The sequence below is a fragment of the Microcystis aeruginosa NIES-843 genome, assembly GCF_000010625.1.
Taxonomy (GTDB): Bacteria; Cyanobacteriota; Cyanobacteriia; order Cyanobacteriales; family Microcystaceae; genus Microcystis; species Microcystis aeruginosa.
On sequence record NC_010296.1, the window covers coordinates 5,319,638 to 5,341,602 of the forward strand.

Consider the following 21,965-nt stretch of genomic DNA (forward strand, 5'->3'; position numbering starts at 1 on the left):
AATTTTCAGGGAAAAAGTACCTGAATTTTCCCCCCGATCACTCCAATGGTAGGCACTTTTTGAAGGAAAAAAAGTCTAAAAGTCTTACCCAACAAGGTTTTTAGATTTATTCAGCCAACCCTAATTAGGGTTGGCTGAAAAGCTTTTTCAGCCAACCCTAGATACCTTACTATCTTAGCGGGTTAAGGCCGCGCCTCTTTCGTACAAAGTGCGGGCATAATCGGTCCAAGTACCTTGGCCCCAATAACGGAAACAACTGGTTTGCACGAGCAAATTATAAAGCAGTGCCTCCAGATAATCGGGCCGTCGGGTGAAGCTAGGATCCGCCTGTACTAAAAGATCATATTTCTCGTGGAATTTAGCGCTTAATTGGTTCATCGGTTCGAGAACATTTTCGTAACCGCGCACCCAACTGAGATCATTGGTCCAAGATGCCCCATCCATGGTAAAACGGTGGTCGGACTGTTTTAACTCAGCGATCGCCTGTTCCACTGCTTCTGGGGTAGCGGCATCGGGATTAACTCGCTGCCAGATTTTATGCTGGTGTACGGCTTGAATTGGGGGATAATCTTGGGGATTAACGCCAGCGGCCTCGATTAACTCCAGATATTCCGTGCCGTTAAATCCTGCCACAGTGGAACCCCCCTGCATTTCCCGCCAAGGATTGGGAAAATCGCGAGGAAATTCATTCATCATCACGCCACCATTTTCACCGTCGGCAATCTGGGAACCTAGGGAAGGAACCCAAACGCCGCCGATTTGCTGTTTACCGCGGCATTTGGCCTCGTGGTAGGGTTGCATTTGGGCGACTAATTTGGTGTCGGAACCCTGGGTTTTAATCAAAGCAGTAATCGCAATCACTTCCCCGCGAGAATTACGGGCCACCAGGCGATTAGGAATATATTTTTGTTCCTGACTCAATCCCGAACCGTCGAGATTTTCCACCGAGTGTTCCTGTACCAATAACCAACGATAGCCGCATTCTTTCAGGGCTTTAATATACTCGTAGAGGGTATCGGGATGGTTAGGAAGGTGCATTTCCGGGGGAGAGAACCCTTTGACTCGTTTCAGGGCATCGGGGCCAAAAATCGAGGCAAAATAGGTTTGCCATGCTTGCATCTGTAATTTTAGATCGGGAATCGGTGTGGAAGGAGCCACCGCATGACTCCACATCGTCCCCAACCATTCCACATAGGGTTGATATTGACTGTTACAGGTGATTAATTTGAGTTTATCGAGGATATCCTGCCGTCCCATCTGTACCAAACCCCAGAGGAGATTGCCGGAATAATCGAGCATAATCCGGGGATTACAGCCTTCCGCCACCAATTCCGGGATAAAATCGCCCATGCGACTGTAACACCAGGCAAAAACGCTGGCATTATGGTTATCACCATCCCCCTGATTCTCGAACATATGCTGGAGATTGCAGATTAATTCACCATTAACACCCGCGGGGATGGTGGGTTGGTGCATATGCAAGGCACAGGCAAAACCAGCCTTGATATGGTCTAATTGGAGATTTGTTGTCGGTAAAAAGATCGGATCATCGTGATTAACAATCGCTGCGATTTCCTGTTCCCAACCGCAAATAGTCGGTAGTCCGGGGCGGATTTCCGTGATAGCGTTCGATTTCGATGATACGGGTGTAGCGATCATAATTTTTCAGGCGAATAGATTGAGATAGTTTGTCCCCACTCTCCCAGGGACAACTTTGTTTACTGGCAACAGGTCACTCTTGACTGTTCACTGCTAACTGAGCTAAGAGTGCGGACTTGATCCTATCCCATTTATACTGGGAGTAACCCTCTCCAGACACAAGCCTTCGTAACTCGTTAAAAATCAAGATGATTCTTTACTGAACTTAACCGATCCTCGCACTATGATACAAACAACTATCCGCCCTTTTACCTGTAAATTTTAACCATGTTCTCGGCGACTACCGAAATTCTTGTTATCTTCTTCCTGATCCTCCTCAATGGAGTCTTTGCTCTCTCGGAAATTGCCATTGTCTCGGCCCGCAAAGTCCGTTTAGAACAATTAGCCAGAGATGATCGAAGGGCGGCGGTGGCCTTAAAATTGGCCAATGATCCCAATCAAATTTTATCGACGGTGCAGATTGGCATTACCCTAGTGGGTATCTTTGCCGGGGCCTACGGAGGAGCTAATTTATCGGTCAGTGTGGCGCAATTATTGGCCCAAGTTCCTGTTTTAGCCCCCTACAGTCAAGCTTTGGGATTAGGATTAGTGGTGTTAATTATTACCTATCTATCCCTAGTGGTGGGGGAATTAGTGCCGAAACGGTTAGGTTTAAGTAATCCTGAAAAAATCGCTATCCTCGTTGCTGATCCTCTGAATAGGTTATCAAAAATTGTTTCGCCCATTGTCCATCTTTTGAGTCAATCGACTAATCTGATTCTCGGTTTGTTGGGGATTAATACTAATAACAATGATTCCCCAATTACGGAAGAAGAATTGAAAATTATGCTTAAACAGGGAACCGCAGCGGGAACCTTTGAGGAAGCAGAACAGGATATGGTGGAAAGGGTGTTAGGATTGGGCGATCGCCGAGTAAGCCAGATTATGACCACGCGCCCAGATATTATTTGGCTAGATTTGGAAGATAGTGCCGAAATTAACCGCCAGAAGCTAATTGAGAGCAATCATAACCGTTTTCCTGTGTGTCAGGGCAGTTTAGATGAGGTTTTGGGGGTAATCGAAGTCACAGACTTATTGGCAGATTGTTTAACCGGTGAAAGTTTCGACCTGACGAAGGATTTACAACAGCCGCTTTTTGTGCCGGAAAGCACTAGGGGTTTAAAGGTTTTAGAATTGGTGCAGCAAAGTGGTCATCATATTGCCTTGGTAGTGGATGAGTACGGGGTAATTCAAGGATTGGTGACGCGCAAGGATATTTTAGAGGCAATTGTCGGCGATTTACCCCAATTAGATAACATTGAAGATGCTCAGATCGTGCAGCGGGAAGATGGTTCTTGGTTGATCGATGGTACAGTGGCGATCGAAGATTTTAAAGAGTTATTTGAAATCAGTGAATTACCGGGGGAAAAACAGGGCAATTATCACACTTTAGGTGGTTTTATTATTACCCATCTTGGCAGGATTCCGGGGGCTGCCGATCATTTTGAATGGCAAAGGTTGCGCTTGGAAGTGGTGGATATGGACGGTAATCGTGTCGATAAGGTGTTAGTCACGCTATTGTTAGATGATTTGTAAGTAATTGTTAGTAAACATCTAGATTTTTTCAAGCTTGTGAAGACCGATACAATTTTTTATCAACTCTTGCAAACCTTTCCGGGGTTAATTTTTGAATTACTGGGAGAATCAACCCAGAAAGCTGAAAATTATCAATTTTCCTCCCGAGAAATCAAAGAATTAGCGCGTCGTTTTGACGGTATTTTTTTACCGACCACAGCAGCACCGGAACTAATGATTTACTTTGTTGAAGTGCAATTTCAGGATAAAAGTGATTTTTATTGGCGATTTTTAACAGAAATTGTCATCTATCTCAATCAGTATAAACCCGTTCAGGATTGGATAGCTGTAGCTTTATTTGCCTCCAGGGATCTGGATAATAACTTTCCCTATCAACTGCGGGGATTTGAGATAACGGGACAGATCAGACCTATTTATTTAGATGAATTAATCGATAGTCCGGCTCCGTCTCTGGGTTTAGGAATTATTCAGTTAATTGTCGCTACACCCCAATTAGCACAGCAACGAGGAAAACCACTTTTAGAAAAAGCGATCGCTGAAATTGATGATCTAGTTTTCCAGCAAAAAGTTGTAGAATTAATTGAAAGAACCTTAGCCTATAAATTTACTAATCTTAGTCGTGCGGAGTTAGAAGCTATGTTCGGATTAGATGATCTCAGACAGACTCGACTTTATCAAGAAGCTAAACAAGAAGGTCGTGAAGAAGGTCGTGAAGAAGGTCGTGAAGAAGCTAAAACTGAAGCGATCGCTGGTTTACTAGCTTTAGGTTTAAGTATAGAACAGATTGCCACTGCTTTGCAATTAGAACTTACCAAAGTACAAGAGACAGCGGCCAAATTATCCCCCCCAAATTAGAAGGATAAATTATTAGGTTTCTCCCTGACTTTACCCTATTCATTCATATTACGATAGGTAGCCACTGCCGAGGGAGAAATGCGATTGAGATAACGGAAAATCCAATATTTTAAGACTGTATCCAAGATAACGGGAAAAGTGGCGATAAAGAGAAAATTAAACTGGCGATTTTCCGGTAAACCGAAATGACGACTTAATCCTTCTAGGATCACTTCCCAACCGTGGGGAGAGTGGAAACCGACAAATATATCGGTAAAGAGAATAATTAAAAAAGCTTTAGCTGAATCGCTAAGATTATAGAGAATGCCATCCAGAAAAGACTTGACAATCTCGATTTCCCGACGACTAAAAGCGACAACAAAACCAAAGGCAATCAGGGAACAAATATCGGCGAAAATATTAGCGATCGCATTTAAACCTCGTTGGCGAAATTCTTCACTTAGTACCGCGGCTTTTTTGGTAATTTCTCCCTCGATTTCTTCGTTAGATAATTTGGGTGCTAAACCAATCATACCTCGAAAATGTAAAGCTTCCTCAAATCTTCTCAATTCCGAAAAAGCTTCTTCTTCTAAATCCTGATTGATAAAAATAAACTGTTCCTGTTGTTGGAAATATTTATTAACCAAGGGGGTAATCAGGAAAGTTTTGGTTAATTGCTGGGTCAACAAAGGAACAATAATTAACAGTAAAATAAACTTGAGGGAAATGGCTGTTTTATAACGAGAATTGCGAAATTTCTTTAAAACTGCCTCCTCCGATTCCTCCGCTTGGGGATCAATTTCCTGTTTAATGCGATTAAAAGTATTGACAAAAGAACGGGGTAAAACCCCCGGTTTTTCCGTAGCTTTTTGGGATTTATTACTTTTGATTATTTCCTCATCTTCAATACTACCCGCTGCTAAAAAAGAGCGATTTCTAGAAGTCTTATTTTTGGCTGTTTCCTGCTCAAAATTTCTGTTCTGGATACTTTTGGGAACATCTTGAATATCTTCTTGCCAATAATTATCTTGATATTTTCCGATAATACTATCGATAAACTGAAGTTTTTTCAGACAAACATCTGTGGTGACAGTAATCACCCCATTATTAATTGTCGGTTGATTAGGTCCGAAAGTATTAACGATTGATCGACTAGCTTTAAACTCCGTCAATCTGACTTTAATTTTTTGCAGATAACCTTTAACTTCTGCGATAAAATAGGAATTAGTGCTGCTGCCATAATTCGAGAATTCATTCGCCACTTTTCGCCCTTGAAAATGCTTGTCTTCTATCTCCTTAATCTTCAAAGCTGCATGATAAGCCTCATCTAAAGAACGTTCAGGAGTTTGTAATAACCATTGATTAACACCTTGCAAAATCCGATTAAGATTCATAGGAAACAATTACTTCCACAAGGGAGAAAAGCTAGAGTACCGATCAGTCATCTTAACAAATACAATCCAGAAAAAACGATGTCAATCATACCAATTTGGATCGAAGGTGGGACTCGATCGGGAAAAACCACCGCTTTAGTCGGGGAATTTCGGCGCTGGGTTGTTTCTCAACTTCAGTCCCAGGATTCATTGTATCTCGATCGACCGAAATCATCGCCCCTTCCCCGCTCGATCTTAGTTTTCGCTGCCAACGATGATAATAAACGGGAATTAGCCGATCAATTAGCCCTTGCTGTTAGGGGTAGCTATCCGATTCTCTGCAAAACCCCTTTAGGTTTTCTCACCGATGAAGTCATCCTGTTTTGGCCGTTAATTTTCGAGTCTTTAGGGCTAAAAGCGCAATTTCCCCGCCGATTACGCCCAGAAACGGAACAGGAACTCGCCACCCGTCTCTGGCAACCAGCGATCGCTGAATTCTTCCAGCCTACTAGCATAAATGAATATCGTTTCGTCCGTCAAGTTCTCGATTTGTTACAATTAGCCGGCGCTAGTGGTGTTCCCGCAGAAAAGATACCCGAAAGATTAGCCGACGGATTATCAGAAACAGATTTAAAACGAGTTTTAGCGATTAATGAGCAGGAAACACCAGAAAAAGTGGGAGAATTAATCATTCAATGGCGTGATTGGTCTCTAGAACGTGGTTTATTAAGTTATGGTATCATCTACGAACTCTATTGGCGCTATTTATTTCCTGATAGTCGTTATCAGCAGCAACTATTAAAACGCTTCCGGGGAGTTTTTGCGGACGATGTGGACGATTATCCGGCTATTGCCAAGGATTTACTCAGTTTTTTCCTCGATCATGATTGTTTTAGCGTTTTTACCTACAATCCCCAGGGAAAAATTCGCTTAGGATTAACTGCCGATCCCGATTATCTGCAAAAATTAGCGGCACGCTGTCAAATTATGTCATTATCTACCACCGACGGGTTAGCTGCTCAGTTTAGCGAGACGGTTCTCTCCTTAATCAGCGACGGTAACTATCTTGGCAATCTTCCCGATCAATTCATCTCCCTGCAAACCACCTCTCGCGCCGAATTGTTACGGAAGACAGCCACCGCTATTATTCAAGCAGTCAAGCAAGGAGCAGTAAAACCCGAAGAAATCGCCGTTATTGCCCCCGGTTTAGACGAAATCGCCCGTTATAGCCTGATGGAAATTTTAACCGGTGCCGGGATACCCGTTCAACCCCTCAACGAACAACGACCCCTGATCAGTTGTCCTCTGATTCGGGCATTATTGACCCTTCTCGCCCTTGTTTACGCAAATTTGGGGCGTTTAGCCCCCCAAGAGGCCATAGCGGAAATGCTGGTGATTTTTAGCCGTTATCGCTGGGATGAAGAAGAGAATTTAATTCCCGATATCGATCCAATCCGCGCCGGATTAATTGCCGATCATTGTTATCAAGTGCATCCGGAAAATCCTCGTTTATTAGCGATCGAAACTTTTCCCCGTTGGGATCGCTTAGGACAAAAAGCTTGTACTGCCTACGAAAGAATTTGTCACTGGATCGAAGGGATGAAAAAACGGCAGCAGCAAGCGAAACTTTTCCCGATTTTTGTCTTAAATCAAGCGATCGAAGAATTATTAAACGATGGGGAAAATTTGCCCTTCGATCACTTGGCAGCTTTGCGAGAATTAATGGAAACTGCCCAACATTTTTGGGAGATCGATCGGCGTTTGCGTGAGAGTGAACCCTCTTTTCAAAGTCCCAGCGAAACTATTAGTCAGTTTATCCAACTTTTGCGCCGTGGTACAATTACCGCTAATCCCTATCCCGTGCGACAATTTATTAAATCTTCCTCAGCAGTTACCCTAGGCAATATCTTTCAATATCGCTCTTTTCGTTCTAGTCATCGTTGGCATTTTTGGCTAGATTGTTCCTCCCCACTCTGGGAACAAGGAGGTGCTGCTACTCTTTTTGCTGCGCCAATTTTTTGGCGAGAAAGTCCCTATCAACGCTGGACAACAGAGGCAGAATTAGAGGAAAATCAGGCACGTTTACAGAGAGTTTTAAGGGATTTATTAGCAAGGGTAAGCGAAAAAGTTATCCTCTGTCACAGTGATTTAGGAGTATCGGGAACCGATCAAACCGGACAACTTTTATCCTTAGTACAAGCGGCAAAAGAATATGATTAAGGACTAGAACAAAATTAACTTCTTGGTTAGGAGAGGCACTCAGGCAATAGGCAATAGGCAAAAGGGGAAATAAATAATCAGTTTTTAATAACTAGATTTAGTATAAGGCCTTTTGGGGTTGTGAATTAAAAGCTACCACCCCCGAACCACAAAAGGGTTCTATCCAGTGATCGCAGTTTTGCTGATCCGCTAAACTTTTGATTGATGATACCAGTTTAGTTTTGATACCTTGACATTTAATCGTGGGAACAATGACGTTTTTTTCATTAACAACTAATAGAGAATTACATGAATACACTGGGGGAAACCTTGAAAATCTCTCCTAAAATTTTCCCTTGAGCTTTACTAATCGATCGCTTGCCATTAACAATCTCAGAAACCACACCCTTAGAACCAATTTTACCAACTAAATCAGCTTGTTTCATGTTGTTAGCTGACATTAAGTGTAATAATACTTCCTGCGGTGAAGCTGGTTCGGGTTGAGGTTGTCTGGCATCAAAATCCTTAATAATTGTCGCCATTAATTTAACCATTGCGGTTTCTTCTGGTAGTCGATCCTGTTTACTAATTAGATTAATCAGAAGATGACGCGCTTGCTCATATTCTTCCTCATTTTCAATAATCTTGGGTTGAAATTTAGTCAACAGTTGATTATAAGTATTGTCATCAAGTGCTAGGGTCATTTTTCTTTCGGTTAGACTGAACTTTTTAGGTGTGTTACTACTTAACTTAAACCAGCGATTTTAACCAACTGTACCAAGCATCTAAACCTTCTCCTGTGGTAGCGGAAACTTGAAAAACTTTCAGATTGGGATTAACTTGATAGGCATAATCTAAACAGCGATCGAGGTTAAAATTAACGTAGGGTAGTAGGTCTATTTTTGTCAAGATCATGACTTGAGAAGCGTGGAACATATAGGGATATTTAATCGGTTTATCTTCCCCTTCGGTGACGGAAAGAATGACGACTTTGGCATTTTCTCCCAAATCAAATAAAGCAGGACAAACTAGATTACCGACATTTTCGATCATGACTAAAGAATTCATCGGTGGATCGAGTTCGATTAATCCTCTCTCTACCATTGATGCTTCTAAATGACAACCTGTTCCGGTGTTAATTTGGATAACCTGACAACCGGTTTCACTAATTTTTTGGGCATCATTAGCTGTTGCTTGATCTCCCTCAATGACACTGATAGGAATAGCGGTTTTTAAATCGGCAATTGTGCGAGTTAACAGGGTAGTTTTTCCCGAACCGGGGGAAGAAACCAGATTAAGGGCAACAGTTTTTCTCCCCTTCAACCAACCGCGATTTTGTGCCGCTAACAGATTATTTTTTGCCAGCAGATTTTGCTCAACTTGGAGAATGCTACCATGAATTTGAGCGTGAATTTCCGCGGGATGATGGGGATGCTCATGCTCGTGATCGTGATGGCTATGACTAATAACAGTACCATCGGCTAAAATATGTTCATGGGTTCCCGTTTGCGGATTAGTTAGCGTCACTTCCGAGTTATCAGAACAACCACAGGTTACACACATAAGGATTCTGTCTCCAACGATTTGAGATTTAATTCTTGACCCTGTAAAATGACTATATTGCGACTACCACATCGATCGCAGATTCCGTAGGGATATTCTAGTTCTAGCTCATTTCCGCAATCTTGGCACTGTCCTAAACCAGAAATTTCCAGAATCTCTAACATTGCCCCCTCTACATTAGTACCTTGACAACAGGTATCAAAACAAAAAGCGATCGATTCTGGCATAATTGCCGTTAGTTTACCAATCTCTAACACCACGCGCCTAACTTTCATTCCTCGCGAGTGTTCTAAAGCAAGTTCGATAATATTTTGGGTGATTCCTAGTTCGTGCATTTTCAGTTATCAGTTATCAGTTATCAGTTATCAGTTATCAGTTATCAGTTATCAGTTATCAGTTATCAGTTATCAGTTATCAGTTATCAGTTATCAGTTATCAGTTATCAGTTATCAGTTATCAGTTATCAGTTATCAGTTATCAGTTATCAGTTATCAGTTATCAGTTATCAGTTATCAGTTATCAGTTATCAGTTATCAGTTATCAGTTATCAGTTATCAGTTATCAGTTATCAGTTATCAGTTATCAGTTATCAGTTATCAGTTATCAAGGAAATTTCAACTAAAACCCCAAAACCCCAACTATTTGAGGGTTCAAAACAGCAAAAATAAGGATTAAATTGCCTAAAATCTGTAAATAGACCATTTAATTGATTATTATTCATTTTTAATTCTCCTGACTCCTGACTACTGACTCCTGACTACTGACTCCTGACTCCTGACTCCTGACTACTGACTACTGACTCCTGACTACTGACTACTGACTACTGACTCCTGACTCCTGACTCCTGACTACTGACTCCTGACTACTGACTACTGACTACTGACTCCTGACTACTGACTCCTGACTACTGACTCCTGACTCCTGACTCCTGACTCCTGACTCCTGACTCCTGACTTCTAACCCTAACAACAAACTTTTTCAGCAAACCCTAATTAACATATTCTCGGTAATTGTTCACCGACTAACATATCGAGAATTCTGTTAGTGCCGAAAGGGGTTTTTAAGTAAACTAAATTGGGGGGAGAAGCGACGACTTCCCCGATAGAAGCGGCATTTTTACCGTCAGGATGGGAACGCATCACTGCTAAAACGCGATTTTCCGCCTCCGGAGGCACGACAAGGACTAATTTGCCCTCATTTGCCAGATAAAGCGGTTCTAAGCCCAATAATTCGCACATTCCTCGCACTTCTTCCCGGATGGGGATCGCCGTTTCCTGCACCTGTATTCCCACCCCTGAACTTTGGGCAAATTCGTTTAAAACCGTGGCTAATCCGCCTCTAGTGGCATCCCGCATCGCTTTAACTTGCGGGCAAACGGCCAGAATTGCAGAAATTAAAGAATTCAGGGCTTGACAATCGCTTTCGATTGTGCATTGTAGGTCTAATTCGCCCCTGGCAATCAGAATGGCGGCACCGTGATCCCCCAGAAAACCGTTAATCAAAATGCGATCGCCAACTTGTAAATTATTCGCCCCGGAATTGATTCCGGCCGGAATTACTCCGACTCCAGAGGTGTTAATAAATATTTGATCCCCTTGTCCCTTGAGAACGACTTTTGTATCCCCGGTGACGATTTTTACCGCTGCTTTTTCGGCGGCTATTTTCATGCTGGTAACGATGGTTTTTAGGATGTCAATAGATAAACCTTCTTCGAGGATAAAACTACAACTGAGATAGAGAGGAATTGCCCCACCGACAGCCAAATCATTAACGGTTCCATTGACTGCTAAACTGCCAATATCACCCCCCGGAAAGAATAGAGGAGAAACCACATAGGAATCGGTGGTAAATGCCAAGCGCTCGCCTATTTTAGCCAAATCTTTAATCTCAAATCGGGCTTGATCTTCAAGGGGTGCCAGTAAGTTATTATCGAAGTTACTAACGAATATCTCGTTAATTAAATCCCGCATTGCTCTGCCACCGCTGCCATGGGAGAGAGTGATATTTGTGTCGGTAATTTTTGTTTTTTTTAATTTTAAAGAAGCTGAAGGAGTGCTAGTCATAGGTGAGGTAGTAAGTTTTCGTTTTGGGTAGTCGGTGGCCGATAGCAAATTAGGTTACACTTTATCTTGATGAAAAACGCTGTCATAGCTTACTGCTAGATTATCTTAATGGGTTTCTGGTATTTCTCGCACTTTTTCTACAGTTAAGTCCAAGGCTTGAGCAATTTGTTCTACCGTTAAACCTAAAGCCAATAAACGCGGCACAGATTCCAGTTTACCTTCCAGTTTACCTTCCAGTTTACCTTCCAGTTTACCTTCTTCTCGAACGTCTTGAAAATAACGGGTTTGTTTCAGTTCATCTAAACTAAACATGGCTTCTATCTCCCGGCGACTTAGACGTGGTAATTTATAGATAAGGATCGTTTCTATTAATTGTAGGAAGTTTTGCGGTTGGGTAAATTCAGTTCGCACTCGTTCAATAAGTTGTTTGGCTGTTGCCACTGCTTGATTTTCTTTAGCAATAATTAATTTTATAGTGGCAATACCGAGGGAATCTTGATTAATATCATCTAGTTCATCTAAATAGATTCGCGTCACTCTCCCAGATGTCAATAAGTCTTGATAACGTACAACCTGATCTGATTCTACCCGACGATGGGGATAAATGACCACCCCGCGCCAATCATTGTTAAAAGCAGTTTTACTGAGATATAAGAAGATTTCAGCAAAGAAACGGCCATAAAAATTCTGATCATCTTGAAATTGCACCTCGCAGAAATAAATAGGAATGCTAGGATCGGTAATATTGGGCAAAAATACGCCATCAATACGAAAAGCTAGTTGCTTGATTTCGACGGAATCAAAGCGGTAATTCTCGGCTTCTCCGGGGGAAAGGTTGATTAATTCAAAGAAAATTGACGGATAAGATTGAAAAAGATCATAAAAAATACTGTCGGTTTTCATGCCCGGACTTGTGGTGTAAACTATGCAAAAATATAGAGATAGAGAGTTTTCCTACTAATTAGCCTGATTATAGCAGTTATCTTTGCCAAAACAAATGCTAAAAGCTGGTCTGCAAAAAGCTAATAGCTAAAATAACTGACAACCGATCGAGTCTAAACATCTCCCCCATGTCAGGGCGCTATAGCTGACAATGAGTCGCTATAATAGAATTCGCCGATCGCTAACTTCTCCCTCGGTAAAATTTCTATGACTGGAAGACTGAACAAGCTACAACAAGATTTAAAGAACATAGAAACGGAAGTGGCAAATTTAGCCGAAAGAATGCGAGAAAAATACCGAATTTATCTTGATTTACTCGGTGAATCTCTCTATAAACAGGCGATCGGGGCAGTGTATTATATCTGTACCCGTTACTATGGGGGGGAATTTCTGGCCCTCTCCCACAGCAATCGTCAGAAACTACAAGAGGAGATCAAAGCTCTAGGACAAGAGGCTAAAGCCAGTTTACAGCAATTGGGCGAGCAGAGCTTCGAGCGAGGGGCATTTTCAGGGGTAGGATTCTCTAAAAGTCCAGCAGAGACAGTTAACACCCCAGATTTCTGGAAACTTTTTCTAGACAAACGGGAAAATCTAGCCGCAACTGGAGAGATTAATAACCCCGATATTTTACTTTATTGTTGTCGAGTGCTGGAAAAAAACTGTGTCGAGATTCTCAATCATCTCTCTAAACAAATTAATCAGCAACTACAAAAAGCTTATATTCTTCCCCCTCATCTACCCAGTCAAATTATCGATATGGCAATTCAAGCGGGAGAAGAAGGACAATCCCTAGGTGGAGGAAATAATATGTTAAACATTCTAGTGGAAGCTAAAAACCCTGAACCAGAGGAAGAAAAAGATGAAGATGAAGATGATGGGGATGAGCATGATTTTTCAAGTGGCAAAGTCACTAAAGTAACGGCGATTCATCTACGAATGGCTGAACTGGAATTTGCTGATACGCGCTTAAGTGTGGAAAGAAATCAAATTCGCTCCCTTTGGGAACAATTAAATCGTCTAGGGGAACAATATCATCGTATTCGCAAAGAATATACTATCGCTCAAGCGGAAGCGGCATGGCGCAGTAGTTGGTACGATTAATCAGTTATGATCAAACAGGGGTATCAGGGAAGCATAATACTGGGAAATTTGGAATCAAGAGGCAATTATGAAAGGGGAAATACCCGACTGGGTGAGATTACAAAAAGCCTTATCTGTAGAAGCGGAAAAAGGTTATCCCGATCTTCAGGGAAATCAATACCGTTTTAGCGAGTTTTTCTGTCTTAGTTTCGGGGATAATCCTCCCGTGGGAATTTCCACCAGTGAGAGAAATCGCTGGCGAGAATTAGCCCAAAAATTTGCCCAATATTACCAGTTTAATCCCAGACAAAGACAACAATTAGTCACCGAAACTCGCAATTTTTTACAACAATTACGGCAAACTTTAGAAGCAACCCCCACCCCAAAAGAACCAGCTGTGGCGAAAATTATTAATACCACTCCCATCACGGCAAAGGCTATTTCTCCACGGCAAGTTACCCTCGAACAACCCTTGAAATATCTAGCGGAAGTGGGAGAGAGAAAAGCTGGTCTTTTAGAAAAATTAAACCTCCACAAAGTTGAAGATTTATTATATTATTATCCCCGGGATCATATTGATTACAGTCGTCAAGTCAATATCGCCAATTTAACCGAGGGGGAAACAGTAACTTTAGTGGGGAATGTCAAGCGCTGTAATTGTTTTACTAGCCCCAAAAATACCAAGTTAGCTATCTTTGAATTGCTCTTACAGGATCGCACTGGACAGATAAAATTAAACCGTTTTTATGCGGGAACTCGCTATACTAATCGTGCTTGGCAAGAAGGACAAAAAAAACTCTATCTGGTGGGTTCGGTGGTGGCGGTTAGTGGTTTAGTCAAAGCGGGTAAATATGGGTTAACTTTAGAAAATCCTGAATTTGAACTATTAGACAGTTCTGGGGCAAGTATTGAGTCCTTAAAAATCGGGCGTATTCTGCCGGTTTATCCCCTCACCGATGGAGTACCCGCCGACCTAATTAGAAAGGCTGTAGTCGCCGCTTTTGGGGCAGTAGAGGCGATAAAAGATCCCTTGCCTTTCGGTCTAAGAAAACAATACGGATTAATCGATTTAAAAACAGCAATTACTAACATTCATTTCCCTAATAATGCCGAGATTCTAAGTCAAGCGCGACGGCGATTAGTCTTTGATGAATTCTTCTTTTTACAATTGGGGTTTCTGCGGCGGCGGCAACAGTATCGTCAGACACAGAAAAGTGCTATTTTTAGTGCTAAGGGTCAACTAATTGATCAATTTAATCAGATAATTCCCTTTCAATTAACCAATGCTCAAAAACGAGTTATTGAGGAAATTTTAGAGGATTTAGATTCTAGCACCCCGATGAATCGTCTTGTGCAGGGGGATGTGGGTTCTGGCAAAACAATTGTCGGAGTTTATGCCATTTTAGCGGCTCTACAATCCGGTTATCAAGCAGCATTAATGGCTCCCACGGAAGTTTTAGCAGAACAACATTATCGTAAGTTAGTTAGCTGGTTTAATCTCTTACATTTACCCGTAGAATTATTAACTGGTTCCACAAAAACTGCTAAACGGCGAGAAATTCACGCCCAATTGGAGACAGGAGAATTACCACTTTTAGTGGGAACTCATGCCCTAATTCAAGATGCAGTTAATTTCCGCAAATTGGGGTTAGTTGTTATTGATGAACAGCATCGCTTTGGGGTACAACAAAGGGCAAGATTATTAAGTAAAGGAGAGTCTCCCCACGTTTTAACCATGACAGCAACACCGATTCCCCGTACTTTAGCTTTAACCCTGCATGGGGATTTGGATGTGAGTCAAATTGACGAATTACCCCCCGGCAGACAACCGATTCAAACCACCGCTTTAAATGGGAATCAAAGAAGGGCTGCCTATGATTTAATTCGGCGTGAAATTGCCCAAGGCAGACAAGCTTATGTGATTTTTCCCTTGATTGAAGAATCGGAAAAATTAGATGTTAGGGCTGCGGTGGAAGAATATCAAAATTTATCAGAAAAGATTTTTCCCAATTTTAATATCGGTTTACTCCATGGTCGCATGAGTTCCGCCGAAAAAGAGGAAATCTTAACAGCTTTTCGCGATAATATTCTGCAAATTATTGTCTCAACTACGGTTATCGAAGTGGGGGTGGATGTTCCCAATGCCACGGTGATGTTAATTGAAAATGCCGAACGTTTTGGCCTTTCACAATTGCATCAATTACGGGGGCGCGTGGGCAGAGGTTCCCATCAATCCTATTGTTTACTTTTAAGTGGCAGTAATAGCGCTAATTCCCGTCAAAGATTAACGGTTTTGGAACAATCCCAAGACGGCTTTTTTATCTCGGAAATGGATATGCGATTTCGCGGTCCGGGGGAAGTTTTAGGACAACGACAATCGGGTTTACCAGATTTTGCCCTCGCTAGTTTAGTCGAGGATCAAGAGGTGTTAGTTTTGGCAAGAGATGCCGCCGAAAAAATTATGTTAGATGATCCCCATTTAATCACTTTGCCCAATTTGAAACAAGCCTTAGAAGCTAAATATCAACGGATGTTGGGAGCGGATATTTTAACTTGATTTAGATGTTCAGTAATCAGTATCCAGTTATTAAAAACTGATTATTTATTCTCCGTTTTGCATGAGTGCCTCTCTTGATATGTAGCCCATACTCAAGGGATGGCCGTATTACTTCCGATTTTATCACTCAATCCAAGCTTTTGGGGGGTTCTACCCCCCAAACCCCCCGTTGGGGGCGTGGCGCCGCCCCCAAACCCCCCGCGCATTAGTTTTTCGGTGGGATGCTTACACGCGGCTGCTGACACATCTGTAATAATTTAGGAGTCACTGATAATTGCTGATTGTCGGTATTTCTACAAATGTGAGATGCACCCAATCAGTAATCAGTAAACAGTAATCAATAATCAGCGAAAAGACAGCAGCAAACTGGCATTTGATGAGGCTCACTTAATACATACTGCTCACTCAAAACTTAAAACTCAAATCTTATAACTGATAACTGATAACTGATAACTGATAACTGACGACTGATAACTGATTCAATTAACCAAATTTAATCATTTCTCGCCCTGCCATCACGGGTAATTCCCCTTTTAAAATCGGAATCAATGTCTCGCGAATTCTGTCCGCATCGGGGGGACAACCCGGCATAAAAATGTCGATGGGAATGACTTGATGGACGGGCAGCACTTGATCTAATAATTCGGGAACGATACCGGGTTCTTCTGGTAGTTGAGGTGTGTTATCTCCTAACTCTAAATAAGCTCTTTTTAGCACGGGATCAGCAGTTCCCAACATATTCCGCATAGCGGGAACGTTAGCAGTCACAGCGCAATCACCAAAAGAAACGACGGTTTTGGTATTTTGGCGGACTAGATGAATTAGTTCTAAATTATCCTGATTAGCGATCGCTCCTTCCACTAAACAGACATCGACATTTTCGGGATAGGTTTTCAGATCGCAGCCGACGGGACTATACACCACGTCAACTTTTTCGGCTAATTCTAACAGCCATTCATCCAAATCGAGGAAGGACATATGGCATCCCGAACAACCGGCTAACCAGACAGTAGCGAAGCGAATTTTACTCATAATTTTAATTTCTTGGTTGGTATTGTTGGCTGAGTTGCAATTTGGTCAAAAGGATCAAACGAAAAGAAATACTCTTTTAAGCTATTTTTGCCTCCCGGATAAACTCTTGCATTTTTTCCTCAAAGAAAGGAGCTATATCTAGATTTTTCCAGTCTTTAAGTAGCTCAAAAATAATCGCCTCCGATGCAAAATTTCCCGTATAGGAAATAAAAGAAAAAGGACGTTTGCCGAAATTGAGCAAACAGCTTAAAATCGTGCAATGGTCTTTTACTCCAAAACCAAGAGAACAGGTTTTATCTCGATCTTTTACTCGCCAATTATCAGCACTTTTGGCATAAATATCTAGGGCAACCAAAGCGGAATCCACCTCTCTAGAATATTTAATTAAGAGCGAATACAAAACCCTAGGCTCTTGACTGACATCAGACAAAATTTCAATTATCCGACAAGGAATACTAGAAAATTGCGCCGTCAAATTGGAGAGAGACTGACACATTTCTAGGGCTTGCAGAAATTGCGATTCGGGTGATGTGGTCATAATTATCTTGTTTGCTGAATTGAATCAGACCAAGGATATTGTTTTTGTGCCAGTAAATGCGCTTGTTGCTGCGAAAAGCCTCGATTAATCACTAAGTCAGATTCGTAGATTTCATGATTGAGAAACATCTGATCAAGATTATTCCCTTGAGCGCCAGCGAGTCTTCGCCAAGCTGCTACCATTAAACCTTCGGGAAAAAATTGATATCGAGACACTCCCGATCCAAAAGCATAATCCTTGGCGCGTCGGATATCGATCTCCGATATTTCGTATTGGGCAGCAATCCCTAGGATATCTTGATTATTATCCATAATCTGATCATATTCCTCCCTTACCTTGGCGGTTAGTTTCTGCTCGTAGATATCTAAATGCGCCCATCGATCACTATCACCCTCCATTGATTACTTTAACGCGTCCATTGGTGTTGAGTCCTAGCATTAACTAAAAATTCCAACTTCGAGCGATCTTCCTCTTTTTCAGAAACGGCGGAACCCTTGCGGAATATCGCCCCGGTTGGACAAGCGGCAACACATTTGCCGCAGGAAGTACAGGCGGAAACGCTGCCCCAAGGCTGATCCATTCCCGCGATAATTTTATCTTTTTCGCCGCGATAAGCCAGATCCCAAACGTGCGCCCCTTCAATTTCATCGCAGACTCGCACACAACGGGTACAGAGAACACAACGATTATGATCGATACCAAAAAGATGATGGGAAATATCCACTTCTCGCTTGGGAAAACGGTAGGGAAAACGACTATGATCCATACCCACTTCGATGGCTAAATCTTGCAATTCACAGTTACCATTAGCCACACAAACCGCACAAACGTGATTGCCTTCAGCGAATAATAATTCCACTGTCATGCGGCGATATTCTTTCAGTTTTGGGGTATCGGTGTGAACCACCATTCCTTCCGCCACTTCCGTTACACAGGCAGGTAATAATTTATTAATACCTTCAATTTCTACCAAACATAAGCGACAGGCAGCCACTTCGGAAACCCCATCGAGATGACAGAGGGCAGGAATTTTTATTCCTACCTGACTAGCTGCTGCGAGAACTCGCGAACCTGCTTCGATCGCTACATCTTTGCCATCAATGCTTAAAGTGATTACGGACATAAAAATTATTCTCCTTGAGGATAATATCCCTCTCCTTCCCATAGGCCACGGTTTGTGGCCAAGGGTGGGATTTTTACAGAAAGTTTTAACCTAGACAATCGGCTAAGTCTTTTGCGGGGGTGGTAATCGGCTGCAGGTGATAGGTATCGGAGAGGAATTTGAGGACGTTGGGGGAGATAAATGCCGGTAAAGTTGGTCCCAGACGGATATTTTGCATACCTAGATGTAGCAGGGTGAGCAGTACAGCGATCGCTTTTTGTTCGTACCAAGAGATAATTAGGGAGAGGGGTATCTCGTTGACGCTAACGTTAAAAGCGTTGGCTAATCCTAGGGCGATTTTGATGGCACTATAGGCATCGTTACATTGTCCCAAGTCCATTAGCCGGGGTAATCCTTCGATACTACCTAATTGTTTGTCGAAAAAGCGGAATTTTCCACAGGCAAGGGTTAAAACGATGCAATCTTCGGGAACTTGTTCCACGAATTCGGTGTAGTAATTGCGATCGGGTTTTGCCCCATCGCAGCCCCCAACTAGGAAGAAGTGACGGATTTTACCCTGTTTAAGGGCATTAACCACCGTATCAGCGACACTGAGAACGGTATTGTGGGCAAATCCTACCATTACCTGCCGAGGTTCGCTTATTTCAGTAAATCCGAGCAATGATTGCGCTTTAGCAATCACGGGACTAAAATCGATCGCACCGTCCACTGTTTCTAAGCGGTTAATATGGGCATAACCCACAGGTCCGAGGGTAAAGAGTTTACTTTCATAGTTTTCGTGGGGGGGCATGAGACAATTAGTAGTTAAAACTATTGCCCCCGGAAACTTAGCAAATTCTTTAGTTTGATTTTGCCAGGCGGTGCCATAATGACCGTAGAGATGGGGATATTTTTCTTTGAGTTTTGGATAACCGTGGGCGGGTAATAATTCTCCGTGGGTATAGACTGTTATCCCAGTATTGGCAGTTTGTGCCAGTAAAGCCGCTAATTGTTTAATATCATGGCCGGAGACTAAAATGGCTTTACCTAAACGTGGATTTAAGGGAACATTTGTCGGTATGGGATGACCGTAGGTTTCGGTATGACCTTGATCTAATAATTCCATGGCCCGCAGGTTTGCTGCCCCAACTTTTAGACAGATTGCCACCCAATCATTCAGGTTTAAATCACTGCGATCAATTGCCACTAAAGTCTCTTGGATAACCTGATAAACTGAGTCATCCTCTTGACCTAATTCCTGAGCGTGGAAAGTATAGGAAGCAAGACCTTTAACTCCGTAGATAGCGGTTAACTTTAGGGAAAAAATATCGAGGTCTTGTACTTTTTCAATTAGTTCTAAGGATACTTCTTGACCTTGACTGACTAGGCTCTCATTAAAATTAGGCTGATAGTTAGCAAGTGCAGACCAGTCCAGCGATCCCAATTGTGCTTTTAAATTTTCCCGAATCTCTAAACAACGCTGAATATAATCGGTAAAACGTCTTTGATCGAAGTTCACATTGGTCATGGTGGCGAAAAGCGACTCGCAGGTAAAAATATCGGCTTCGCGAGTAGATATTGCCGCTTCTTTGGCTTTTAAAACCACCGATGCTAATCCCCGCAGACAATAAACTAATAAGTCTTGAACGGCGTTGACTTCGGGACTTTTTCCACAGGCTCCCCACTGATGACAACCATTACCACTAGCGGTTTGTTCGCATTGTTCACAAAACATAAGTTTTCTCTCTTTTTTCAGTGGATTGACAGATTGTTGCGATTTTTTTCTACTAAATTTAATTCTGCTTTTTTGAAAGTTAGTTATCGGCCCTCACCCAGCAAGAATTATGGATTTTACGACTGGAAAGCTTGTCTTGACAGCCTCTACTCTCTGAACTATGTTTTTATTCTCTCACTTTTTTTGCCGGTTGGGTTCTGATTTTAGATTTCCTCAAGAATTACTGATTAAACAATTATTTAGTTGTCTTAAGTAAATTAAGTATTTTTGGTGATTTTTATGATATAATGAGCGATATTTTCGATTTTTAGGTGGGTGTTTGCCAGTGTCATAGCAATCGGTCTCCTGATTAGGATAGAAAGTTGGAAATTAAGAGTTATTATCGCCTAACTGTGATGATGGGATTGCTTTCGACATAGATAGTCATCTCTTTTTTTATTTACTTAACTTAGCAATGATTGAAACCGCTCATCTCCCCGAATCTGCTCAAAATCTTTATCTGTTTTCGCCATATCCTGATACTTGACATCAAGACTGATGAACGATTTATTTTATTAGTGGTATTCCGATATCTTTGCAGATTTTATTAGCGAGAATATCCCTAATTTCCGTATGTCTTGGAATCGCAGATCTTTTATTTAATTGGGGGTTAAACCACCAAGAATGGCTAGGACTTGCTGAAAAAGTACGGGCGAAGCATTCGGATAGAAAATCTCCGGTTTCACCGATAGGTTATTGTCCGAATGCTTCGCCCCTACAGGACGCGGGCCGATGAAGACGCAAGGTTTTGAACGACGATTCTCTCAAAATCTTGCACCTGTGAGAGCAAAACAGAACCCTAAAACTCTTACCTCGTCTATATTTAACATTTATTCAGCAAGTCCTATCTACCAATCTATCTGAACAGGATATTTTGCTAATATTGAATCATGGCTAATCAGTCTAGCATTTTCAAGATTAGCTTGAGCAACTAACAAGCGGTCAAATGGATCTTTATGGATGTTAGGTAAAGTATTTAAAGCTAAAACGTGGCTGACTGTAATTGATAAAAGTCCAATTTGGTTAGTTTCCTGCTGAGTATTAATCATTTCTGCTAAAGGTATCTTGAGTGATAGTTTACCTAGTTGTAGTTTGATTTGCATTTCCCAAATACTTGTAATACTAAGTAATAGCGTATTACTAGGATCTCTACACAGTTCTAAAGCTCTTTGAGAGAGTTTTTCTGGTTCGCTATCCCACCAAATAAATGTATGGGTATCTAAAAGAAATTTCATGATTCACCTGTCCAAAATTCTTCAGGAAGTGGCTCATCAAAATCTTCGCTAGTCCCAATTTTTCCAGCGTGTAGTCCTGGTTGTCGTAACTTAGGAGAAGGAGTTTCAGACGTTGTTTTTTCAGTATCTCCCCAAGGAATTAGACGAGCTACAGGCTTGTTTCCTTCGGTTATAATAATTTCAGTATCTACCTTTATTAAGGCAAGTAGTTCTTGTAAAGTTAACTGTACTTGATTGAGATCAATAGTTTTGTTTGACATGAATAATTTTCTCTCTTTATTTACTTCACAAAATAAAACAGGATTCAGTGATAACTGCCTCACAAGTTAATAAAGGTTTGGCAACTTTTTCCCATTGCTGAATTGCCCAATTGTGATAATTATCACTCCGGTATGTCTTGGAATCGCAGATCTTTTATTTAATTGGGGGTTAAACCACC

22 protein-coding genes are annotated in these 21,965 nt (G+C 41.8%); 6 read left to right on the forward strand and 16 right to left on the reverse strand.

What is annotated here, in order from left to right; all coding sequences use genetic code 11:
- Positions 1–174: 174 nt before the first annotated feature.
- On the reverse strand, positions 175–1,659 hold the full coding sequence (locus MAE_RS25215; RefSeq protein ID WP_002760524.1) for a hypothetical protein: 1,485 nt from the start codon (positions 1,657–1,659) through the stop codon (positions 175–177).
- A gap of 267 nt (positions 1,660–1,926) precedes the next feature.
- Here MAE_RS25215 and MAE_RS25220 point away from each other — a divergent pair, with 267 nt between their 5' ends.
- Both MAE_RS25220 and MAE_RS25225 read left to right on the forward strand, forming a co-directional pair.
- Positions 1,927–3,234 (forward strand): hemolysin family protein, encoded by a 1,308-nt coding sequence (locus MAE_RS25220; protein WP_002760525.1) that lies wholly within the window; start codon positions 1,927–1,929, stop codon positions 3,232–3,234.
- 36 nt (positions 3,235–3,270) lie between these two features.
- The gene (locus MAE_RS25225) at positions 3,271–4,089 is read left to right on the forward strand and encodes an Rpn family recombination-promoting nuclease/putative transposase (RefSeq protein WP_002760526.1); all 819 of its coding nucleotides are present in this window, start codon (positions 3,271–3,273) and stop codon (positions 4,087–4,089) included.
- A gap of 35 nt (positions 4,090–4,124) precedes the next feature.
- On the opposite strand, the gene MAE_RS25230 is transcribed toward MAE_RS25225, so the two are convergent.
- Positions 4,125–5,462: a proton extrusion protein PcxA gene (locus MAE_RS25230; RefSeq protein WP_002787816.1), complete on the reverse strand. Its 1,338-nt coding sequence runs from the start codon at positions 5,460–5,462 to the stop codon at positions 4,125–4,127.
- Between the two features lie 78 nt (positions 5,463–5,540).
- Between MAE_RS25230 and MAE_RS25235 the strand changes: the two genes are divergently transcribed.
- A complete protein-coding gene (locus MAE_RS25235; protein ID WP_012267996.1) occupies positions 5,541–7,661 on the forward strand; it encodes a hypothetical protein in 2,121 nt (706 codons plus the stop codon).
- Between the two features lie 97 nt (positions 7,662–7,758).
- Here the strand turns inward: MAE_RS25235 and MAE_RS25240 are convergent, their stop codons facing one another.
- From MAE_RS25240 to MAE_RS25255, 4 genes are read right to left on the reverse strand one after another with little or no spacing between them, the layout of a single operon-like run.
- On the reverse strand, positions 7,759–7,959 hold the full coding sequence (locus tag MAE_RS25240; RefSeq protein WP_041804402.1) for a DNA adenine methylase: 201 nt from the start codon (positions 7,957–7,959) through the stop codon (positions 7,759–7,761).
- The gene (locus MAE_RS25245; RefSeq protein ID WP_012267997.1) at positions 7,946–8,344 is read right to left on the reverse strand and encodes a helix-turn-helix domain-containing protein; all 399 of its coding nucleotides are present in this window, start codon (positions 8,342–8,344) and stop codon (positions 7,946–7,948) included. Before MAE_RS25245 ends, MAE_RS25240 begins: the two co-directional genes overlap by 14 nt.
- Positions 8,345–8,390: 46 nt before the next feature.
- The gene (gene hypB / locus MAE_RS25250) at positions 8,391–9,203 is read right to left on the reverse strand and encodes a hydrogenase nickel incorporation protein HypB (RefSeq protein WP_012267998.1); all 813 of its coding nucleotides are present in this window, start codon (positions 9,201–9,203) and stop codon (positions 8,391–8,393) included.
- Positions 9,194–9,538: a hydrogenase maturation nickel metallochaperone HypA gene (locus MAE_RS25255; RefSeq protein WP_012267999.1), complete on the reverse strand. Its 345-nt coding sequence runs from the start codon at positions 9,536–9,538 to the stop codon at positions 9,194–9,196. The genes hypB and MAE_RS25255 overlap by 10 nt, the downstream gene beginning before the upstream one ends.
- Between MAE_RS25255 and MAE_RS25260 the strand changes: the two genes are divergently transcribed.
- On the forward strand, positions 9,533–9,871 hold the full coding sequence (locus MAE_RS25260; protein ID WP_012268000.1) for a hypothetical protein: 339 nt from the start codon (positions 9,533–9,535) through the stop codon (positions 9,869–9,871). The genes MAE_RS25255 and MAE_RS25260 overlap by 6 nt on opposite strands.
- A 324-nt stretch (positions 9,872–10,195) precedes the next feature.
- Here the strand turns inward: MAE_RS25260 and hypE are convergent, their stop codons facing one another.
- Both hypE and MAE_RS25270 read right to left on the reverse strand, forming a co-directional pair.
- A complete protein-coding gene (gene hypE / locus MAE_RS25265) occupies positions 10,196–11,266 on the reverse strand; it encodes a hydrogenase expression/formation protein HypE (protein WP_012268001.1) in 1,071 nt (356 codons plus the stop codon).
- A gap of 105 nt (positions 11,267–11,371) precedes the next feature.
- Positions 11,372–12,169 carry an Rpn family recombination-promoting nuclease/putative transposase gene (locus tag MAE_RS25270; RefSeq protein WP_012268002.1) on the reverse strand — a complete coding sequence of 266 codons (798 nt, stop codon included), beginning with the start codon at positions 12,167–12,169 and terminating at the stop codon, positions 11,372–11,374.
- A 246-nt stretch (positions 12,170–12,415) separates the two neighbouring features.
- Between MAE_RS25270 and MAE_RS25275 the strand changes: the two genes are divergently transcribed.
- Positions 12,416–13,309, forward strand: coding sequence for a hypothetical protein (locus MAE_RS25275; RefSeq protein ID WP_012268003.1), 894 nt, complete (start codon positions 12,416–12,418; stop codon positions 13,307–13,309).
- Between the two features lie 67 nt (positions 13,310–13,376).
- Positions 13,377–15,845 carry an ATP-dependent DNA helicase RecG gene (gene recG, locus MAE_RS25280; RefSeq protein ID WP_012268004.1) on the forward strand — a complete coding sequence of 823 codons (2,469 nt, stop codon included), beginning with the start codon at positions 13,377–13,379 and terminating at the stop codon, positions 15,843–15,845.
- 483 nt (positions 15,846–16,328) lie between these two features.
- Here the strand turns inward: recG and MAE_RS25285 are convergent, their stop codons facing one another.
- From MAE_RS25285 to MAE_RS25315, 8 genes are all read right to left on the reverse strand, one after another.
- Complete coding sequence (locus MAE_RS25285) at positions 16,329–16,877, reverse strand: oxidoreductase (protein ID WP_002740992.1); 549 nt, start codon at positions 16,875–16,877, stop codon at positions 16,329–16,331.
- Between the two features lie 76 nt (positions 16,878–16,953).
- The gene (locus MAE_RS25290; protein WP_041804404.1) at positions 16,954–17,415 is read right to left on the reverse strand and encodes a hypothetical protein; all 462 of its coding nucleotides are present in this window, start codon (positions 17,413–17,415) and stop codon (positions 16,954–16,956) included.
- A 2-nt stretch (positions 17,416–17,417) separates the two neighbouring features.
- Entirely contained in the window at positions 17,418–17,813 is a 396-nt protein-coding gene (locus tag MAE_RS25295; RefSeq protein WP_012268006.1) for a hypothetical protein, read from the reverse strand.
- Positions 17,814–17,821: 8 nt separating this feature from the next.
- Complete coding sequence (gene hoxU / locus MAE_RS25300; RefSeq protein WP_002794250.1) at positions 17,822–18,538, reverse strand: bidirectional hydrogenase complex protein HoxU; 717 nt, start codon at positions 18,536–18,538, stop codon at positions 17,822–17,824.
- A gap of 85 nt (positions 18,539–18,623) precedes the next feature.
- On the reverse strand, positions 18,624–20,252 hold the full coding sequence (hcp, locus tag MAE_RS25305) for a hydroxylamine reductase (RefSeq protein ID WP_012268007.1): 1,629 nt from the start codon (positions 20,250–20,252) through the stop codon (positions 18,624–18,626).
- Positions 20,253–20,695: 443 nt separating this feature from the next.
- Positions 20,696–20,791 (reverse strand): TPR end-of-group domain-containing protein, encoded by a 96-nt coding sequence (locus MAE_RS36570; protein ID WP_419866699.1) that lies wholly within the window; start codon positions 20,789–20,791, stop codon positions 20,696–20,698.
- 348 nt (positions 20,792–21,139) lie between these two features.
- Positions 21,140–21,526 (reverse strand): type II toxin-antitoxin system VapC family toxin, encoded by a 387-nt coding sequence (locus MAE_RS25310; RefSeq protein ID WP_002734288.1) that lies wholly within the window; start codon positions 21,524–21,526, stop codon positions 21,140–21,142.
- Positions 21,523–21,786 (reverse strand): type II toxin-antitoxin system Phd/YefM family antitoxin, encoded by a 264-nt coding sequence (locus tag MAE_RS25315; RefSeq protein WP_002796475.1) that lies wholly within the window; start codon positions 21,784–21,786, stop codon positions 21,523–21,525. The genes MAE_RS25310 and MAE_RS25315 overlap by 4 nt, the downstream gene beginning before the upstream one ends.
- Between the last annotated feature and the right edge of the window lie 179 nt (positions 21,787–21,965).

Excerpts from the sequence above, each read along its gene's own strand:
- recG (WP_012268004.1), top strand. The coding sequence starts at position 13,377 with ATGAAAGGGGAAATACCCGACTGGGTGAGATTACAAAAAGCCTTATCT.
- MAE_RS25285 (WP_002740992.1), bottom strand. The coding sequence starts at position 16,877 with ATGAGTAAAATTCGCTTCGCTACTGTCTGGTTAGCCGGTTGTTCGGGA.
- hypE (WP_012268001.1), bottom strand. The coding sequence starts at position 11,266 with ATGACTAGCACTCCTTCAGCTTCTTTAAAATTAAAAAAAACAAAAATT.
- MAE_RS25235 (WP_012267996.1), top strand. The coding sequence starts at position 5,541 with ATGTCAATCATACCAATTTGGATCGAAGGTGGGACTCGATCGGGAAAA.
- hcp (WP_012268007.1), bottom strand. The coding sequence starts at position 20,252 with ATGTTTTGTGAACAATGCGAACAAACCGCTAGTGGTAATGGTTGTCAT.
- MAE_RS25315 (WP_002796475.1), bottom strand. The coding sequence starts at position 21,786 with ATGTCAAACAAAACTATTGATCTCAATCAAGTACAGTTAACTTTACAA.
- hoxU (WP_002794250.1), bottom strand. The coding sequence starts at position 18,538 with ATGTCCGTAATCACTTTAAGCATTGATGGCAAAGATGTAGCGATCGAA.
- MAE_RS25230 (WP_002787816.1), bottom strand. The coding sequence starts at position 5,462 with ATGAATCTTAATCGGATTTTGCAAGGTGTTAATCAATGGTTATTACAA.
- hypB (WP_012267998.1), bottom strand. The coding sequence starts at position 9,203 with ATGTGTGTAACCTGTGGTTGTTCTGATAACTCGGAAGTGACGCTAACT.
- MAE_RS25255 (WP_012267999.1), bottom strand. The coding sequence starts at position 9,538 with ATGCACGAACTAGGAATCACCCAAAATATTATCGAACTTGCTTTAGAA.
- MAE_RS25220 (WP_002760525.1), top strand. The coding sequence starts at position 1,927 with ATGTTCTCGGCGACTACCGAAATTCTTGTTATCTTCTTCCTGATCCTC.
- MAE_RS25310 (WP_002734288.1), bottom strand. The coding sequence starts at position 21,526 with ATGAAATTTCTTTTAGATACCCATACATTTATTTGGTGGGATAGCGAA.
- MAE_RS25275 (WP_012268003.1), top strand. The coding sequence starts at position 12,416 with ATGACTGGAAGACTGAACAAGCTACAACAAGATTTAAAGAACATAGAA.
- MAE_RS25215 (WP_002760524.1), bottom strand. The coding sequence starts at position 1,659 with ATGATCGCTACACCCGTATCATCGAAATCGAACGCTATCACGGAAATC.
- MAE_RS25245 (WP_012267997.1), bottom strand. The coding sequence starts at position 8,344 with ATGACCCTAGCACTTGATGACAATACTTATAATCAACTGTTGACTAAA.
- MAE_RS25270 (WP_012268002.1), bottom strand. The coding sequence starts at position 12,169 with ATGAAAACCGACAGTATTTTTTATGATCTTTTTCAATCTTATCCGTCA.
- MAE_RS25290 (WP_041804404.1), bottom strand. The coding sequence starts at position 17,415 with ATGACCACATCACCCGAATCGCAATTTCTGCAAGCCCTAGAAATGTGT.
- MAE_RS25295 (WP_012268006.1), bottom strand. The coding sequence starts at position 17,813 with ATGGAGGGTGATAGTGATCGATGGGCGCATTTAGATATCTACGAGCAG.